This window comes from Shewanella sp. KX20019 (genome assembly GCF_016757755.1).
Classification (GTDB): Bacteria; Pseudomonadota; Gammaproteobacteria; order Enterobacterales; family Shewanellaceae; genus Shewanella.
Genome location: NZ_CP068437.1, coordinates 2,999,540 through 3,016,799, shown reverse-complemented (window position 1 = coordinate 3,016,799; position 17,260 = coordinate 2,999,540). Strand labels below are relative to the sequence as shown.

At 41.8% G+C, this 17,260-nt stretch carries 26 protein-coding genes; 16 read left to right on the top strand and 10 right to left on the bottom strand.

The window, feature by feature from the left end:
* Window positions 1-225: 225 nt before the first annotated feature.
* The 8 genes from JK628_RS13265 to JK628_RS13230 form a co-directional block, all read right to left on the bottom strand.
* On the bottom strand, window positions 226-1,257 hold the full coding sequence (locus tag JK628_RS13265) for a hypothetical protein (protein WP_202285112.1): 1,032 nt from the start codon (window positions 1,255-1,257) through the stop codon (window positions 226-228).
* 364 nt (window positions 1,258-1,621) lie between these two features.
* The gene (locus JK628_RS13260) at window positions 1,622-1,870 is read right to left on the bottom strand and encodes a hypothetical protein (protein ID WP_202285111.1); all 249 of its coding nucleotides are present in this window, start codon (window positions 1,868-1,870) and stop codon (window positions 1,622-1,624) included.
* Window positions 1,871-1,880: 10 nt separating this feature from the next.
* Window positions 1,881-2,075, bottom strand: a complete 195-nt coding sequence (locus JK628_RS13255) for a hypothetical protein (protein WP_202285110.1) — start codon at window positions 2,073-2,075, stop codon at window positions 1,881-1,883.
* Window positions 2,072-2,302 carry a hypothetical protein gene (locus JK628_RS13250; RefSeq protein WP_202285109.1) on the bottom strand — a complete coding sequence of 77 codons (231 nt, stop codon included), beginning with the start codon at window positions 2,300-2,302 and terminating at the stop codon, window positions 2,072-2,074. Before JK628_RS13250 ends, JK628_RS13255 begins: the two co-directional genes overlap by 4 nt.
* Window positions 2,299-3,228 (bottom strand): phage N-6-adenine-methyltransferase, encoded by a 930-nt coding sequence (locus JK628_RS13245; protein ID WP_237524017.1) that lies wholly within the window; start codon window positions 3,226-3,228, stop codon window positions 2,299-2,301. Before JK628_RS13245 ends, JK628_RS13250 begins: the two co-directional genes overlap by 4 nt.
* 11 nt (window positions 3,229-3,239) lie before the next feature.
* On the bottom strand, window positions 3,240-3,542 hold the full coding sequence (locus JK628_RS13240) for a hypothetical protein (RefSeq protein ID WP_202285108.1): 303 nt from the start codon (window positions 3,540-3,542) through the stop codon (window positions 3,240-3,242).
* A gap of 3 nt (window positions 3,543-3,545) precedes the next feature.
* Window positions 3,546-3,785: a hypothetical protein gene (locus JK628_RS13235; RefSeq protein ID WP_202285107.1), complete on the bottom strand. Its 240-nt coding sequence runs from the start codon at window positions 3,783-3,785 to the stop codon at window positions 3,546-3,548.
* An 8-nt stretch (window positions 3,786-3,793) separates the two neighbouring features.
* Window positions 3,794-4,117: a hypothetical protein gene (locus JK628_RS13230; protein ID WP_202285106.1), complete on the bottom strand. Its 324-nt coding sequence runs from the start codon at window positions 4,115-4,117 to the stop codon at window positions 3,794-3,796.
* Between the two features lie 727 nt (window positions 4,118-4,844).
* On the opposite strand from JK628_RS13230, the gene JK628_RS13225 reads away from it, so the two are divergent.
* The 3 genes from JK628_RS13225 to JK628_RS13215 all read left to right on the top strand — a co-directional run bounded on the left by JK628_RS13225 (window position 4,845) and on the right by JK628_RS13215 (window position 7,326).
* Window positions 4,845-5,141 (top strand): hypothetical protein, encoded by a 297-nt coding sequence (locus JK628_RS13225; protein ID WP_202285105.1) that lies wholly within the window; start codon window positions 4,845-4,847, stop codon window positions 5,139-5,141.
* Window positions 5,142-5,232: 91 nt separating this feature from the next.
* Window positions 5,233-5,886, top strand: a complete 654-nt coding sequence (locus tag JK628_RS13220; protein WP_202285104.1) for a hypothetical protein — start codon at window positions 5,233-5,235, stop codon at window positions 5,884-5,886.
* A gap of 417 nt (window positions 5,887-6,303) precedes the next feature.
* Entirely contained in the window at window positions 6,304-7,326 is a 1,023-nt protein-coding gene (locus JK628_RS13215) for an FRG domain-containing protein (RefSeq protein WP_202285103.1), read from the top strand.
* A gap of 200 nt (window positions 7,327-7,526) precedes the next feature.
* Here JK628_RS13215 and JK628_RS13210 read toward each other — a convergent pair whose 3' ends face one another.
* On the bottom strand, window positions 7,527-8,216 hold the full coding sequence (locus JK628_RS13210; protein ID WP_202285102.1) for a S24 family peptidase: 690 nt from the start codon (window positions 8,214-8,216) through the stop codon (window positions 7,527-7,529).
* Window positions 8,217-8,320: 104 nt separating this feature from the next.
* Between JK628_RS13210 and JK628_RS13205 the strand changes: the two genes are divergently transcribed.
* The 8 genes from JK628_RS13205 to JK628_RS13170 all read left to right on the top strand — a co-directional run bounded on the left by JK628_RS13205 (window position 8,321) and on the right by JK628_RS13170 (window position 13,592).
* The gene (locus JK628_RS13205) at window positions 8,321-8,512 is read left to right on the top strand and encodes a Cro/CI family transcriptional regulator (protein ID WP_202285101.1); all 192 of its coding nucleotides are present in this window, start codon (window positions 8,321-8,323) and stop codon (window positions 8,510-8,512) included.
* A 39-nt stretch (window positions 8,513-8,551) separates the two neighbouring features.
* A complete protein-coding gene (locus JK628_RS13200; protein WP_202285100.1) occupies window positions 8,552-9,145 on the top strand; it encodes a hypothetical protein in 594 nt (197 codons plus the stop codon).
* A 210-nt stretch (window positions 9,146-9,355) separates the two neighbouring features.
* Window positions 9,356-10,114: a helix-turn-helix domain-containing protein gene (locus JK628_RS13195; RefSeq protein WP_202285099.1), complete on the top strand. Its 759-nt coding sequence runs from the start codon at window positions 9,356-9,358 to the stop codon at window positions 10,112-10,114.
* An 11-nt stretch (window positions 10,115-10,125) separates the two neighbouring features.
* A complete protein-coding gene (locus tag JK628_RS13190; protein ID WP_202285098.1) occupies window positions 10,126-10,866 on the top strand; it encodes an ATP-binding protein in 741 nt (246 codons plus the stop codon).
* Window positions 10,856-12,109 (top strand): tyrosine-type recombinase/integrase, encoded by a 1,254-nt coding sequence (locus JK628_RS13185; protein WP_202285097.1) that lies wholly within the window; start codon window positions 10,856-10,858, stop codon window positions 12,107-12,109. Before JK628_RS13190 ends, JK628_RS13185 begins: the two co-directional genes overlap by 11 nt.
* 55 nt (window positions 12,110-12,164) lie before the next feature.
* Window positions 12,165-12,383 carry a helix-turn-helix domain-containing protein gene (locus tag JK628_RS13180; RefSeq protein ID WP_202285096.1) on the top strand — a complete coding sequence of 73 codons (219 nt, stop codon included), beginning with the start codon at window positions 12,165-12,167 and terminating at the stop codon, window positions 12,381-12,383.
* On the top strand, window positions 12,373-12,723 hold the full coding sequence (locus JK628_RS13175) for a hypothetical protein (RefSeq protein ID WP_202285095.1): 351 nt from the start codon (window positions 12,373-12,375) through the stop codon (window positions 12,721-12,723). Before JK628_RS13180 ends, JK628_RS13175 begins: the two co-directional genes overlap by 11 nt.
* An 86-nt stretch (window positions 12,724-12,809) precedes the next feature.
* Window positions 12,810-13,592, top strand: coding sequence for a hypothetical protein (locus tag JK628_RS13170; RefSeq protein ID WP_202285094.1), 783 nt, complete (start codon window positions 12,810-12,812; stop codon window positions 13,590-13,592).
* 401 nt (window positions 13,593-13,993) lie between these two features.
* Here the strand turns inward: JK628_RS13170 and JK628_RS13165 are convergent, their stop codons facing one another.
* Window positions 13,994-14,941 carry an HNH endonuclease gene (locus tag JK628_RS13165; protein ID WP_202285093.1) on the bottom strand — a complete coding sequence of 316 codons (948 nt, stop codon included), beginning with the start codon at window positions 14,939-14,941 and terminating at the stop codon, window positions 13,994-13,996.
* A 204-nt stretch (window positions 14,942-15,145) separates the two neighbouring features.
* Between JK628_RS13165 and JK628_RS13160 the strand changes: the two genes are divergently transcribed.
* The 5 genes from JK628_RS13160 (at window position 15,146) to JK628_RS13145 (ending at window position 17,242) form a co-directional block, all read left to right on the top strand.
* Complete coding sequence (locus JK628_RS13160; RefSeq protein ID WP_202285092.1) at window positions 15,146-15,559, top strand: thermonuclease family protein; 414 nt, start codon at window positions 15,146-15,148, stop codon at window positions 15,557-15,559.
* Window positions 15,560-15,895: 336 nt separating this feature from the next.
* On the top strand, window positions 15,896-16,396 hold the full coding sequence (locus JK628_RS13155) for a lysozyme (RefSeq protein WP_202285091.1): 501 nt from the start codon (window positions 15,896-15,898) through the stop codon (window positions 16,394-16,396).
* Complete coding sequence (locus JK628_RS13150) at window positions 16,374-16,889, top strand: hypothetical protein (protein WP_202285090.1); 516 nt, start codon at window positions 16,374-16,376, stop codon at window positions 16,887-16,889. The genes JK628_RS13155 and JK628_RS13150 overlap by 23 nt, the downstream gene beginning before the upstream one ends.
* Complete coding sequence (gene lysC / locus JK628_RS23565) at window positions 16,792-17,007, top strand: Rz1-like lysis system protein LysC (protein ID WP_443020010.1); 216 nt, start codon at window positions 16,792-16,794, stop codon at window positions 17,005-17,007. Before JK628_RS13150 ends, lysC begins: the two co-directional genes overlap by 98 nt.
* Window positions 16,997-17,242, top strand: a complete 246-nt coding sequence (locus JK628_RS13145; protein ID WP_202285089.1) for an HP1 family phage holin — start codon at window positions 16,997-16,999, stop codon at window positions 17,240-17,242. Before lysC ends, JK628_RS13145 begins: the two co-directional genes overlap by 11 nt.
* Window positions 17,243-17,260: the final 18 nt, after the last annotated feature.

Here is a 17,260-nt window from a genome sequence, read left to right as displayed (position 1 = left end):
TTTCTATGTGCAGCAGATGAAGGTGGGGTGGGCAATAGTGGCTTAGAGCGATTATTCTAAAGCGTACCGGGACAAAAGTGCGTTAGAGTTTTAGCTCTGTAACGACAGTTGGTATTAGATAAAATATGGCAATCTTATAAGTACTATAGCCCCAACCGCGAAGTCCCGCGCATGCAACGCGTATTTTGAGTCGGGCTTACTATCGAGACAATCAATGAGTAACTTTTATACAGTTATTATTTCTGCTATGTCATCCAGAGGCCCAATCTCAACTAGAAAAGGTTCTAGAGAACCAGCTGCCCCTTGTCCTGTTTTCGGTCTAATTATACAACGATGCTCTTTTTGATAAGCATATGAAAAGTGTTTATAAAGCTCTTGATTCCGATCCTTAATCGTATCGTTGTAAGGATCATAATAGTACACGTCGCCTTCAATAAATTCCCAGTCTGGGTAGCTAATCAAAAGCTCATCTTTAAGACGTTTAATGAATTCTGCTTTATCCTTAATCATTAGTACTGCATCAGATTCAAAGTCTGTTGGCATTCTTCTACTAATTTCATTGCAAGTGCAGAGCAGATAGTAGTTTCCCATTTCAAATTGAATGGGTATCACCCCGTTCAGAATCGGGTTTCTTTGACCTTGAAACTCAAAGTGGCTTTCGCCTTTCAGTATTTCTCGAATCGCTTTAAGCCTGTAATTCCTTACAGTTTCCAGATCTTTTATTGCCTTGATGTGACTGCCTTTAGCATAATAGGAGGCTGGAGAGATTCTAAACCGCCCATATTTGAACATCTCATGAACATATTGTTTTTTAGAGAATTTGAAAAGACAGTTTTTGGGTTCAGGCTTAACCTTCTCAAACATTCTGACACCTAATGGTACTCCGTCGTTAAAATATGCTTTAAGTTGCTCCGATGCATATCCGATAGATCCTTTACTTAAAATACCTCTCCAATTGGTTTCTTCAATTATCTCTGTAAAAAGCCGACCAAACCTAGCGTCATTGTCAATCATCGGCGTTAAACCAATTTTCCCATCAGCACCAATATCTAGGCTATTTGTAAACACATCCGCAAATCTTTCTAGAATTGTTTCATCTTCTTCAAGAAGCAAGTATGGATTGCTGTAGTATTCAGAACGCCATATATCATGACGTACTAACCTCCCACCATTTGATTTTGCCTCGATATGCAATTCATTAAAGCGGTTTTTATACCACTCGTAAGTGCTCTTTTGTCTATCATTGAGAAGTTTCATCGATTCCTACTTCATTACACCCAGAAAACAACAGTTTATTTAATATCAACGCTATTTTGTACCAGTCTGATCTGGCATTACTCCAAAGATAACATCGCTAATGCACCGTTGTGAATAAATGTTTTACATTGATTTGATGCATATAAGCATTATTTAATGCCTCCTTTGATACTCAAATAAGAGACTAAAACAGTCTTTGTACGGCAAGTAAAAAGATCAAACTCGATTGGACAACAGTAAAATGATGTTGATGGGACCAGTGGTCTAGTTGCTAAAACTAACTCGCTTTCGAGACCTACTGTCAGTTTTAGTCGCATAATGGCTATAAAACTGACAGATTGGATCTAAACGAGCTTGTTTCCCGTTAATGCACTTCTTGTTTTCTCTCAATGAATGCAATTATTTCGGTCTGTCTATATTGCTTTAAGCCATTTTGGATTAAACACAGCGGTCTAACTATCTGGGTAAAGTCGGGGTCCTTAACCACTTTTGTGTAAAATTTTGCCCTGCTAACGCTAAGAATTTTCATGGTTTGTGTGGCTGATAGTAATTTTTCATCTATCAAATAGTTTTTTATAGGTGCATCTTCAGATTGATGTTTAGTTGAATCCATTGCTTTGTCCTTAGGCTGCAGCTGCAGCGTCTGTTTTAATACTATTAATGTGAGTGATAACTTTTGTGTGACAGGCTTTACACGCCATTGCTCCAAACTCCCCATATAATGTTGAGTCATCGTCATATTGATCTGATTCAATTCTGAATTTGTCACCTCGTTTAACTTGCTTGTTGCAGATATCACAAGTGAATTTAAACTTCATGCCGCAGCTCCTTGCGTTCTAAGTTTTGTTTCGGCGTCTTGTGCAAATGCCTCTGCATCGTGTTGGATAAAGTGGCGAAGGTCATCAGCATCGTAGCTTCGGCAAATTCCCCAACCGTTATAATTATTCGGTGTGTACTTAATCTCGATCTGCTTATTGTCGTGGTCGATGGATGCAAACGGGGCCGACAGAACGACAGTGCCATGTTGTGTTCTATATTTGCTCATGCTGCGGTCTCAACAGTTATCTTTATATTGGCCGCTAATTCGATAATCCTCTGGATGAGGCTTTGCTTAACTTCTTGTTCAGAATCCCCATTGAGTAAGCAGTGATTGGCAAAGGCTTCAAATTCACTTTCTACATCAAATGCAGTGTTTGCAGTGATTAATTCCTTGCTCAAGCTGTTTTCACTATCAAGGTAGTCATTCCAAGCTCTAGTCACGCAGAAAGTAATTGAAAATGCTGATGCGATAGGCTGAGTTTCGTTTCGATGATCACCTGGTGCTTTTACTTGTGCTGCAGCTTCGACCATATCAAGCATGGTTTGGCCATCACGCAGTAGATTATCGCGATTGATGTAACTCATGCGCTCGCCTTTCCAATCTTTATCGAATACGGCTATGGCACAGGCAAAGCCAGCGCTTGATGCTTCCTGTTTTTTATCCGCCGGTTTAAACCATTCTGGTAAGTCAAAGCTAATGCGGCCACGAATAAAGCAGACGTGATCGGCATCTTCAGGCCACCAAACTTCTGATGTGGCCGATTTAATGACGTAAACCATTTTGGCGCCTTTATCACGCTCTATTAGCGTTTTTTTAATGATACTGCGCATGCCTGTTACTGCGTTGCCATCTTCTATACTGGCGCGGGAGTAGGGCGGGTTTGCGTAGGCTTTGCCGCCTTTAAGTTCGGCAGTCCAATCTTGGGTTAGGGCGTTATCTTCTACTGTGTAGAAATTAGGGCATTTGTTGTTACTGCCATCGGTGAATAGGTCCAGTACAAACGGGCCGTACTTAGCAAATACACCCCAAAACAATGCAGGTGGTGTTTGCCACTGATCGCCGACTTCTTTCAGATAGTGTTGTGTTTGCTGCTTTAGCTTGGCTAGCCTTTGGGCGTAGCTACTTGGTGCTGTTGTCGTTGTCATTGTCATAATGCTATTCCTTAGCTTGCACTTGATACTTTGTTATCACTTAAATGATTAGGGTTACTGGTGTAGCCAAAACGCGCCCAATCAAGTTCTTTGACCTGTTCGATATTGCTGGCGACCTCTTCGAGCCGTTCTTGGGCTCTGACCAGGTTTGAAACTTCAATACCAAACCGTGCTGCGGCGCGTTCGACTGGTAGCGCGTTGACATAATGCTCAATGAGGGCATTCTTTTGCGGCACAGAGTTCATCTTGGTGAACTTTTGGATCAGCAGCTGCATTCGCTCGATAGGTTCATGACCTGCTAATAGATAGTTCATTGCTTATCCCTCTAGTTGTCGCATTGCAACACGCTCGATTATTGCCTTGTGTTCGTTCATCATTCTTTGTTTGGCTTGCTCATTCAGCGCTATTAAGCGGGTGAAAGTGTCACGTTCATGGGGCCAGCACTTAATAGCTTGGTGATGTTTTTGTATTTGCTTTTCGAACCATTCAAGTGCCCATGTTAAATCTTGCTCGGCTAGAAGTTGGTCGTAATGTTGCTGGTGCCTTACCTGCTTCATCAATCTACTTACGCGGTTAACTGATGTAGGTTTGTCTGATGACTCCATACACTAATTACTCCGGTTATCCCTTGCTTGGGTTCGGTATAGCGAAGGCTAAACTGTTGCCCAAGCTCACCAGCGTGGTGCATATATTGTTTTTGGAATGCTTGGCTTGGGTGGTTATACGCTAAGTACTTAGCCAATTTAGATGCTCTACTTTGTACTCGTGGACAATCTATCGGTTGAGGTATGCCTTGCGCTTTCGCCATTAAGCAAGCAAAACGAATTGCGACTAAAAAACGAAACTCAATGCGTTGCTTGGGTGTTGTTTGTACTCTAGTGAGGATCATTTTGTTTCTCGATTAGATAACTTGACTACAAAGTTAAGTTATCTTGACTTTGTAGTCAAGTCATTGTGTTTATAAAACTTGATTTTTATGTTTATTTGAATCTTAAGAAGCTAAGAGATATAGATAGAGGAAAGGAAAAAGTGGGGAATGGGTGCTTAATTTTAAAGATTAAAGCTGAACAATAAAGTGCGAAACAGAGGCATTTTATATTGAAGCCTTTTCATGCATGCCATGGGAGCATGTAACACTGTTTTGCCCCTTTATGAGTTAAAGGCAATAAGTTACACAGATAAGTAACAAGCCTGTTGACCTACTATTACTAATCGATAAATGACTGTTACTGATTACTTTCGATAAGGCATCAATATCAATGCCCACTTTCCAACTTTTTGTGCTCGTTTATTCTGCACCGCTCTGGTAGAGTGCTTATTAATCAATAGCTTTGCTATAGTGAGGATTGAATAATAGATTTATTAAATGTGCATGCGCGTTTTGCCAAATATACGCACATGCGCACAAATACTAAGACGTTAGGCATTATAATTAAAAAGGAGGAAAGCTAATGGGCAGACCAATAATTCAAAATATGAGAGTGTGGCCGCGAAACCTAAGTACGTCGCAGGGCGGCGGCCTTTCCACCTCTCAATATGGTGGCATGTCTACTTCCCAATACGGGGGCATGTCCACGTCCCAATATGGGGGAATGTCAACATCACAGTACGGGGGCATGTCCACTTCACAATACGGCGGTCTTTCAACTTCGCAATACGGAGGTTTGTCTACGTCACAGTATGGAGGCTTGTCTACCTCACAATATGGCGGCCTTTCTACGTCTCAATATGGCGGTTTGTCGACTTCTCAAGGTGGAGGCATGTCAACTTCTTCATCCAATGCATACACAAGCAATATTCCACCGTGGCCAGTATTTCTCAGAGAACTCGATGCAAGAGGCTATCAAGCTCAAGCAAGGTTAGTCAGGCAGCACTTACCAGAACACCTCTGGCCAGAGAATTTTTTCAAATAAAAAAGCAAAAGTGCCTAACTAAGAATATTGGGGATGCAAAAAGCCGCGCTCCAGATTTAAGCGTTAGCCTACCAGTTGGAGTTAAGAGAAAATGTTAGAAGTAGTAACCCTATTGGGTAAGACAATCGCAATTATTTCAGCATGCTGGGCTATTGTCTCAGGTGTAGGAGCGTGGAAACGTGAATTTATTGGAAAAAGAAGAATTGAACTTGCTGAAGATACTTTAGCTACATTTTTTGAAATCAAGGATACAATTGCATTTATTCGTAGCCCTTTTTCTTCTGTCGGTGAGGGTAAAAGTAGAGTGGTTGGAGAGCGAGAAAAACCCGAAGAAACTGAACTGCTCAACCGAGGTCATATCGTATTTGAACGATATGAGAGGAAGAGTGAAGTTTTCGCCAGATTTGAAACGTTAAAGTACAAATTCATGGCGACTTACGGTGCTGATAGTGAAGAAATCTTTAAAGACACCAATAAGACTGTGAACAGTATTTTTTTCTCCGCTCGTCAACTGGCAACGAGATACTGGCAGCGTCAGGGTAAAGTCAAAATGTCAGGTGCTGAGTTCAAGAAACATTTGAAAGAGATGCAAGAGTATGAAGGTGTTTTCTGGGACACATGGGAAGAAGACGACGTAATTAGAGTGCAATTACAAGCTATACAAGACAAGCTTGACGATATCGTTGGGGCAACATTCGAAGAACCCATGCCGACCTATAAGCTCTTAACTAAAAAGCTCTGGTGAAGTTAGGCTAACAAACTATTCAAGCAGGCTGCTAATGCTCGGCACTTTTGGTTTGGTTGAGCTCAGTGAATACGGTGGATTGGTTTAAGTTTTGAGTAGATTAACAAGGCGTTATCGAGCACGCGATTGCCATACGTTTCCTATCGGTAATCGTTGTTTTCAGAGCTTAAGCTCTAAATGATTTTTGTCCAAAAAGTGGCTAGTGCAGCGACTCAATCGCAATATGTCCATGTCGGTTTGCCATACATTGTCGTCTCATGTAAGGAGAGGGGGCAGCTTTCATATTACATGATTTACAAGAGTGCATAGAAAACGATGGCCAATGTTCTATTGCCTCTACGGCAATATATGTTTATTTAAATATTCAGGTATAGTCGATATGTTCATTACAGCATTAATAATCACAGAGAATTTCATATGGACATTGAAGAAGTAGATGCAAAATTTATAACAAAAGAATGTTTCGATGTACAAACTTTTTTGTCATACCTTTCTCCACTTTTAAATGAAGATATTGACTTTAGAAGTTTTATTTTTAGAGGGCATGGAAAGAGTAGTTATCAATTAGCTCCCTCTGCACTTAGGCGAGATGACTATAGTGTTGATAAGCTATGCGCGATGAGTGCTAAGATTTTGCATGATAGGGAAGAGATTAAATTTGAACATAACCAAGTCAATGCAGAAATAAATGCACTAAGACAGTTTTTTCGAATCTCAAATAGAAATGGTCTCCACACTCCCTCTACAGGCCTGTGGTTTAAAAATGATATGCATCTAACTAGTAATCAATTCTCTAGAGAAGATAGAGTAAATGATGAAAGCTGGATGTCAAAGGATTTATTAGAGTTAGCGGCACTAGCCCAGCATTACGGGGTCCCCACAAGACTTTTAGATTGGACGCATGATTCCATGATTGCTACTTTTTTCGCATGCACATCTGATATTAAAAACACAGAAGAAGATTTATGTGTTTGGATGATGAATGCTAATTGGATTTCAATGCTAAAAAAATCTAAGAAAATTGAATCAATTATGTTTTTCACTCCTGAATATAAAGATAATTCGAATGTTACGGCTCAGAAAGGTTTATTTACATTTACACCGTCGATATTTAAAAGGAACAGATTTTCATTAGAAGAACTATGTCTTCCACAAGAAAGACGCGACATTATATTAGGGACTAGTAATTTGGCGGATACGCGCTCTCTAAATGAAATTATTCATTCGGAGCTTGTTAATTCAGATCCTGCCAATCTTGGTGATGCACCACTATTTATAAAAGTAACATTACCTGCGAGTTTACGTTTAGATCTCTACAATAAGCTTTTATTATTAGGTTACGACTTTCCAAGAGTGTACCCAGGATATTTAGGTGTGGCTCGACATTTAGACTTTCTAAAACATATCCCAGAAAAAGAAAGGATTAAATACACCCTGTAAGTACCTTTGACAGCAAAGGTTTAAACTCATTGAGGATACAAGCCCTAAGTAATCGAGACACTGTTAGTGAATGAATTTGGTAATATCATTGGAGATTATCCTTAATATTTGTTCATAAGGGCGCAGAGCTTAGGCATACATTTTCTAATGCCGATAGTCATTTCCAGAGCATTAGCTCTAACACGTCTTTGTCCGTGCGCTTATATCAACACTGAGTACCAAAACACTTTGCCGATCACTTTGATATGTTTTAGGGCATCTGCTTCGTAGCGTTCGTCGGGATATTCGTCAATGTTATAGCTACGCAGGCGAAGTCCGTTACCTGGTAGTCTGTAAAGCATTTTAACGCGTAGCATACCGTCATGGTTAATTGCGTACATTTTACCATCCACAATATTGATTGCGGCAGTATCAATACCCACTGTTGAACCGTGGGGTAATACCGGCTCCATGCTGTTACCACTGACCTTAACGCAAGCTGCGTTATATGTGTCTACGTTTTGTCGTTTTAAGGTCGATTTAGCAAATCGAAGTTTAGGTCCTTTATATTCGACTGCCTCAGCAATACCTTCTCCAGCAGCTAGCTCTACTTCCATGTAAAAGGGTACCTCTACTTCATCAGCCCCTAAAAGACTGCCATTATCCCATGGTTCAAATTCACCGGCCCACTCAGCATTCTTTTCTACTTTAGGTGCTTTAATCCCATATAACAAATATTCGGGAGTGCATCCTAAGGCTTTTGCAAGCGCATGAAGATTCTCACCTTTTGGGGAAGTGGAACCTGACTCCCAAAGCGAGATAGTGGCTTTTGTAACGCCAATCGTTTTAGCAATTGCTGGTTGAGTGAATTTCCCAGCCTTGCGACATTCTTTAATTCGTTCATTCATCATAGTAAAGCAATCTTAACTCAATGCTGGTCAAGTTTCCTATTCTGCTGTTGACTTTGTGGTCAAGTTTTCTTAACCTTTGTTTTGATCATATATTGGAGCCTTTGATGAAGACAAAAGATGCAATTTCGTACTTTGGGAATAAATGTTCACTTGCTAGAGCGCTGAAGCTATCTAAATCAGCCATAAGTCAATGGCCTGAAAATGTCCCTGAGCTTCGTGCTTATCAAATTGAGCGTTTAACGAATGGCTTGTTAACCGCCGTTCCTCAGTTGACTCATTCTGACAATACAGCTTAACCACTGACATTAACTTTAATAGGAAAAAGGAAAGTTTGCATGAAAACACAATCACGTTTGGCTTTTTTGATGAAAGCTGTACATCGGGTGTTGGAGCTACCACGGATGACGCGTTTTGCTTTTGCGATGGATGTTGTTGCTGCAGTTGAACGTTTGGGCATGCTTGATCTATTGGCTGCAGAGGGTGTCACTTTTGCAAATACCGATGACGTTCATAACGATGCGCGAGTGAATGCGCAGAAGTTATTTCGATGGCTGGGGCAGTACGAGGGCCAGCATCCCATCGTTGACCGATTGTTTTATGTTGAGCAAGCGATCGTATCTGCTATGCCAACTCATTTACGAGTTAACTATCTCAATGATGTTTATAGCGCAGCAGGGGTGACAGTGGTTGCAGATCAGCGGCCAGATAACAACGTGTTAAAGCCTGTGGATATGGCAGTGGCATTAACGAAAGAGAATGCAGAGGCTCAGGTGGCTGTGATCCATTTAGGCGAAGCGCCATCGAATGAATTAGTGGCTAATGCTCACAGAGAGCTAAGGGAGTCTGCGGCAACTACACAAGCATCAATGGTGCTTTTGGAGCAGGAGTATCCGTTTTTAGTTAGCAAACTTGCTAAAGAAAAGGGGTAGTGGCTGTGATGAATCAGTTAAGTGATAACCGTTTAATTGAAAGAGTGAAGAGGGGATTCGTCGATGTTATATGACGCTGGGTTTATTAAAGACATAAGAAAGCCCGCTTAAGTTTGGAGACCGAACGGGCTTAATACCTACAAGAGGCAAGAGTATGTTACTGAGACAAGTACGTTTCGTCAATTTTTACGCATTGTGGGGGAATCCTACATGAGCATGGAATTGATGGTTAAAGCGATGAAAGCCAAAGTGGGCAACCCTTTGCGCAAGTTAGTGCTAATTAAACTCGCTGATAATGCGAGTGATGCTGGCGAGTGCTGGCCGAGTTATCAGCATATTGCTGAGCAGTGCGAGATCGCCAAAAGTACCGTTAGAAAGCACATCAAGGAGCTAGAGGAAGCGGGACTTCTTACTATCACTAATCGTAAAGGGCCAAAGGGAAATAGCTCGAATCTTTACATTTTGACCCTATGCCGACAGATAGCACCCCCTGTGCCGTCAGATAGCACAGGTATGCCGGCAGATAGCACAGGGGGTATGCCGTCAGATAGCACCGGAATCAGTCACTCTTTTGAACCAGTCAATGAACCTTTAAAAGATATAGCGCCTCGTTCAAAAAAATCAGCGGTTGATAAGTTAGATTTTTCAAGCTGGCCAGCTATGCCAACGGTTCAAGTTTTGGCTGACTGGATTGCTATGCGCAAAGATAAAAAAGCAAAACTAAATCAAACGGCGATTAACCGTCTTGCTAAGCATTTGCATGATGCGGTTGCTGCTGGGTTTTCTGTTGAGGATTGCATTGCGACTTGTGCTACGCGGGGTTGGGTAGGCTTTGAGGCGAAATGGTTGATTAATGCGGGCATGGGGAGCAGCGGTGGTAAATCTAACCCGTTGTTGATTCCGACTCACTCGCAAGCCAACTCAGAGCAGTTTAATTCTTACGATCAAGACTTTGACACGGAGCTATAACGATGCAAACCATGATGAATACAAACACTGTACTGAGTTCTATGTTGCGCAAACTGCGTTGTCCTGATCATATTAAACCCTGCAGCCGTTCGCATATCGAACAGCTCAAGTCTGAGGATGAACACGAGTCTTTTAAGCGTCACCAGCTGCAGATTTTGAATAAATTAAGCGGCAAGTCAGGCCTCAATACTCGTTTTCTAGAATGTACATTTGATAATTACTTTACCAGTTGCCCTGGGCAAATTAAGGCGCTTGATATTGCTCGTAAGTATGCGCACCGATTTGTTGAGTTGCGGCTGATGGGTAAGGGCTTTTTGTTTACGGGTACACCGGGTACTGGAAAAAACCACCTCGCTAGCGCTATTGCTAATGAACTGATCTCTCGCAATCACTCTGTTGTGTTGATGAGCGTGATGGACGTGTTTGCTCGAGCTAGGGAGTCGTATGGGAAAAATGGATTAACGGAAGAACGTTTGCTTGCTGAGTTTGTATCACCGGATTTATTGATCATCGATGAGATAGGTTTGCAGCGTGGTTCACTAGATGAACTGCTATGGTTTACTCGGATCCTTGATAAGCGTTTGTATGCAAAAAAACCAACAGGGTTTATCACCAATTTGGATAAGACCGGCTTGCAAGATTTGCTTGGCGAGCGAGCCTATGAACGCTTACAAGACGCAGCCAGTGTTTTAGTTAAATTTGAATGGAAGAGTTTCAGAGGGAAAAAAGAGGCCATAAGTCATGACAGCTAGCGGTGTCGATATTGGCAAATTGAATGATGCCGCGATTAGGCGTTGGCTAAAAGGTGGGGTGACTCGTGATTTTAGAGATCCGCGCTTTCCTGAGTTGCGGTTACGTGCCAATGCTGACCGGGCTAAGGCAAGTGTGTTTTTGGTGTTAAATGAGAGTGGTAAGACTAAATGGGACAAAATAGCGACCTGGCCGAGTGCGTGTATTAAAACCTTGAGTGGTGATCTGCCGGTGATGCTGGCCAAAAGGAGTGTTGGCAATATGGTGACCGGTCAATTTGAAACTGTGGGGTGTTTACTCACTTGGTACCAGTCGCACATTAAGAACAATTCAACTTACAGTCGCAGCTGGCGCAGTAACGTAAGTTCTTTGATTCGATGCCACTTACTGCCGCGCTTGGGCTCGCTTTCTTTGGCTTCTATCAGCTTTGTTGAACTTGATTCTCGTTTAGTTAAAACCATGCTTAAAGATGAGTTTGCCCCTAATTACATTCGTGAGGCAGTAAATAAATTAAAGGTGGCGTTCTCTGCTGCAGCAAAGCTGCGGTTGATATCTACTAATCCGATCGCCGGTTACCAAGTTACCGACTCAATTAAGCTTAATGGCGCCAAAGATACCCGTCTATTTGAAACTGATTTGACTGAGTTATTTGCTCGCTTGAGTGATTCCGCTATGCCGGTGACCATGCTGTTTGTGTTGATGATGATGTTTGGCACTCGGATTAATGAGACTCGACAAGCGCGGTGGGAATACTTTGCCGGTGACACTTGGGTGATCCCCGCTAGTCACGCCAAGAATAAGCAAGAACATAGAATGCCATTAACTCAATCGGCCAAGGCGCTGATTAACCATTACCGACAATGGCAACTCAAGCATGTTGGTAAGCGCTCAATCTTATTCCCAGGTGTTAAAGGGCCAATCTCGATCCGCACAGCTCATGATTGGAATACACAAATTAGGTTTAAATATTTTACCAGCCATGATCTGCGCATTCTGTTTAGGACCATGTTGGCTGACTTGGGTGTTGATACCATGATTGGCGAGCGATTGGTTAACCATGCATTGCCAGTGCTTTTGCGTACCTACGTTAAATCAACTTTGGATAAAGGGATGAGCCAAGCGTTAGAGCAATATCACGCCTATTTGATTGAACGTGGTTTTTCTTCTGTTGCGCCTGAGATATTGCCTAGATCACTTGCTGATCATGGGAGTGCTCAAACGCCTATGGCTAGTGGGTGGGTTTAATAATGACTGCATCATTACTAATAGAGTATGCAATGAGAGAGTTTTGGGGGATTTAATGACTAAACGTGGCGCTGATTTACTGAGAACGGCTCGTATGCTGAGAGGTTTTACCCAAGATGAAGTGGCTCAGACATATGGTGTAAGTGCTAAAACTTATCGCAATTGGGAACGGGGCAATACATCGGTTTCATACGATGATCTGTCAGCGATTTGTGAGCAGGTATTCCACATGCCGTTAGCCAAAGTGACGGAGGTTGCCAGCCATGCAGCATGATTTACCGATTGAGCCCATGATGAACATCAAGCAGCTACGCTCAGAGCTTAAAGCTTGGGGGCGTTACTGGGCTAGACAAGAACAAGGGCAGGGTTATGCAAGTCGTAGCGCTTGCGATAGGTTGGGAGAACCTATTAGGCAAACCTGCAGTGGTGGTAATAGTGACCACATGCCACCAGATTATATTACTGAGCTTGATAGCCATATTGGACGATTAAGCCCGAATTGTAAACGGGCCATCCGTGCACACTATGTTTGCAAAGGGCAGTGGAAGTTGATGGGCTTTGATAGTCAAAAATCGTATATCTATTGGTTGAGGAGAGCGGAGTTGGAGTTGTAAATATGAGATATAAATAGAGTTATTCTTCTTTTATTATAGTGAGAAAAAAGTATAATAAAATTAATAAAATAAGATATGGATGTCAAATGACAACAACAGTCTATGATTTAGAAAGTAAGAAAGTCGCAAGTGATACAAGGTGGTCTATTCGCACCGAGCTTTCTGATGGTCATGAGTACATTATTTATGTGGATGATTGTCTATTCGAAAAGATTGCTGATCGTGAAAGTGCTGTAATGGTCCTAGCAGGGCAAGGAAACTTAATAGCGCAATGGAAAGATTGGTGGTATAACAGTCTCGATGAGTCAAATATTCCACCTGTGCAAGATGAAAAGGGTGTTACTGCTGTCAGCCTTATGATTATCGACAAGGTTACGAACTCAGTTCTTTTCGATGCAGGACAAAAAAAGGCTCTTTTTTGTAAGTTCACTTCAAAAATGTTATCTGTTTTTGCTGGTTCAGGTGATTTGTATGCCGCTACATGCTGGGATGCTAATCGATGTTCATTAACGGCTGTTGTATCTGCATCGAAAGCTGATTATTTTACTGGACCGGTAACTAAATACGTTTCATTTGAGTCTGGTGAAAGCAATTTGACCGGAACATGTTATGATTATAAGGAAATAGTGGAAGCTATATTACGAGGAGGCTATGTCATGGATTTGTCAAAACGTCCCGCAGCTAATGATGTTGGAGTACCTTTGAACACACATCAAATACAAACAGAAATCACTGATTTGATTGCATCAGGTCGAGTAGTAGCATCAGCTCCAGTACCCGGGTTAAGTTCCTTTGAGTGGAATGAAGAGCATAAAACTAAGTTTACAAAAGCTATCCAAAAAGTGAAACAGTTGGAAGGCATTAAGTAGACTTCAAATATTTTTAAAAGAAAAGGCGCCTTTATGGCGCCTTTTCTTTCAGCAAATAACCATGGGTCCTTCTAAGTGGCTTTGCTGCGGGGGCGGGGACGCGCAGTGCTTCACTACATATGAGCTTTTCTTAGGGTTGGTTGTTGTTTTAATGGTTGCGATCTAACCCTTGCTGAATTCAACTAACTAATTTGTTAGCTCGCAACTGATTTTGTTAAAGTTTTAATCGCTTTCGATACTGGTTTAGTAGCCGGTTACATTGTGATCTAACATACCAACTTAGCGATCCTTTATAGAATAATTTAGATTCTCACATGCAATATCGTGAGCTTTTTGTGAGGAGGTCTTGTAACTCATCCGTTAGCGATCGCTAAATTACACTCTAATTTGATTTACTAAAGCTAATTTTGTGGCAAGGTAGATTTGAAAACAAACTCCCTATGGTATGCAAGGTAGATTTTTTGTTGGTAGGTAAATGAACCTATATTGAAAGGGTAGGGAACACCCCAGGCCTTAAGGATATTGCGGATATGTGGTTCTATAATCAGTAACTCGCCATTATCGGAAAATGATATCCACCCTCGATCATAAAGGCGGTCAATATGAGGAGAAAACAGAAAACCGTTATAGCCATCTAGCTTTTCTAGGTTATTAGAGTTACGCCATGGTTTACTGTGGCTAGCAACTAAAAATCGCTTGTCATCTAAGCCTGTAACACGACATTTTGACTCCAATAACTCTAAGTTGCGCCGATACTTACCTTGCCCTCTGCGTGACTTTATCAGCTGTTCTTTCTCTGTCTGCATTAAAGATATATCTTGTTCTATCTGCTGAACAATTGTGCTCTCTTGTTTATCTCTTAGTATTTCTTCCGCATCGACGTCGATTTTAGTTTTATTCTTTTGGCCTGCTAAGGAATAAAGCAGTAGAGCTAGTTCGTCAGTAATACTCGCTAAGTAGCAACTTTGGTTTCCGTTACCATTTTGCTGAATTGGGGCATACTTACTCGTAAGTAGTGGTCGGATTTGAGCTATATGATCTTTTGCTCTAAATGGTATATCAATCATTTTCCATTTAACATTGACTAACCAGCCTTCGTTGTTCCAATTATCGCCTTTACTTCCAAACTCGCTTGGCTTTGGTGCTGATGCGCAAGAATCAACTACTTCACCTATCGCTCGAACCTCTGCAAAAGCAAATGAGAACACGATATCGCCAACAGATGTTTTTGGCATATTATTATAACTGTTGTTATTGGCGCCATTAGCGTTCTTTTTTGGCGACCAGATGTACCCACCGTCGATTTCCTCTCGATGTGTTTGTTTGTGATTTACCCACCAGTAGCGCATTTATGGCCTCGTTAATTTCGTAGAAGTAGGGACATAATCAAATCGACTTATTTCTGCACTGAAATGATTGAATACTAGATGGTATCTTAAACGAACAAAATTGACTAAGCCATTCAAGATTAGTGGACCTTGATTAGGTCTTTTGGCTATGTAACTTTGTTTTAGAACTATCCTTAAGAAAGTACATTAATCCAAGGAAGGAATATGAAAATACTTCTAACGTTCTTAGTGCTTCTATCATTCAATGTAACAGCCACAGTCAAGGTATCGAATGCTGATGTTGTCAGTATCTATGATGGTGACTCTTTCACTGTAAATATCAAAGAATGGCCTGACATAGTAGGGCACAGGATACCGATCCGCATCTATGGCATAGACACCCCTGAACTTAGAGGGAAGTGCCAAGCTGAAAAGGAGCTAGCAAGATTAGCTAAACAGTTCACAGTGCAAGCCTTAAGAGAGGCTGAAGTAATTGAGTTGAAGGATATCCAGAGGGGAAAGTATTTCAGATTGATAGCTGATGTATACCTAGACGGTAAGAGTCTATCCAACATGATTCTAGAAGCAAATCACGCTCGGTTATACGTAGGCGGCAAGCGTGAATCATGGTGTAACTGATTATCCTAATCGAGAAATTCCTGCTGTAGTTTTATCCCCTTACCGAAAATCACTAAAGTGATAACTAACCATTTATTACAAATCACTAAAGTGATAACTAAACCTTTATTAAATTCCCTCGTTACATTTTAGGTCAATTATTACCGATTTTCGGTCGAATACTACCTTTTTAACGCACTTTAAAACGGGTAGATTTATATACGCTCAATAACGTCTTGTTTGTAGGATTATGCTTTATCGCCTTTTATGGCTCCTTTAATAGGAGCCATTTTTTTGGCCGAAAAAGACTGATTCAAACAGAAATAGCAGCCCTTTATCTCATTTAGTGAGTCCCAAATGAATATATCTCAAAAACTGATGGCCCTTGGCTTAGCTTCGGTTGTGGCCTTTGGTGGTGCGGCCTTGGTTGTACCTAATGAAGGGCGAGTGCTGGAAACGTATATTGATCCGGCGGGTGTTCTCACCAGTTGTTATGGCCACACCGGACCAGAGTTGAAGACACGGCAGTTTTTCACCGAGCGACAGTGCTTGGAAAGCTTAGCCGATGATCTCTCACAGTTTGATCGGCAGCTGCGGCGACTAACGTATCCCATCACTTTGACCGATGGCGAGCATGCCGCTTATTTGAGTTTTATCTATAACGTGGGTGCCGGGGCGTTTAAAGACTCGACGTTGCGAGCAAAATTATTAGCCGGTCAGCGGATTGGTGCCTGTAATGAATTGCCACGCTGGGTTTATGCCAAGGGCAAGAAGTTACCTGGGTTAATCAAGCGCCGCGAGTCGGAGCGTCAAATCTGTTTAGGGGAGCTTATTGATGTGGCGAAAATTAATCACTAGTGGTGGATCATTCCATTTATATTTTATCGGCTTGCTGATCCTTATGTTGGTTGGCTTAGGTGCTGCGCTCAAGTTTAGCCAAGCCGAGGTCGCAATTAAGGCTGGCAAAATTGAAACCTTGAGTCTAGCCAATGCGGTGTTGGTTGGTGATCTAGAAGCGGTCGCCAACAAAGTTAAGCAGATTGAATTTCAAAAGGAACAGCTGCGGCTTGAGGCTGAAAATGTTTCAAAGCTAAACCAGCAGAACGCTAAGGCCAAAGTGGCTATCGAAGTGGCTTTTCGGCATCAAAGTAAATTGCTAGATGAGATCCGGGGATCACCAAATGAGACTGTTAAAATGTGGGCCAATACTGTTATGCCTATTGATGCTGCTCGCTTGCTCAAGCAAGCCGCCTATTGCGCGCACCCTGATCACCACTCAGACCCAATATGTATTAGCACCAGCGGAAATGATCAGCCAATGCTTACCCCCACCGTTGAATACACCTTCTGAACAGTTTTCTAACGATTTGCATCTTGAATACAGCTTGTTACTGCTAAACGTTCTCGCTAAGTGCGAGGCTGATTGGGTAAGGCTGCGCCATTGGCGGGAGTCACATAATGATAAATGATCCAACCACACAAAAAGCGGTTTCAACTGCGGCCTATAGTGCCTCGTTCACTACCGCTGCAGGAGGAGCCGTTTCAGTGAATGAGTTAGCCCTATGGATAGGCATATTATTTGCGGCGTTAACCTTTGTGATCAATTGGGTTTACCAGGCGAAAAAGAACAGGCGAGATGTGGAAGTGAAAGACTTAGAGAAAGAGCTGATTAAAGCCAAGATAGATAAATTGGCAGAAACATAATTGTTTTAAATAAAGTAG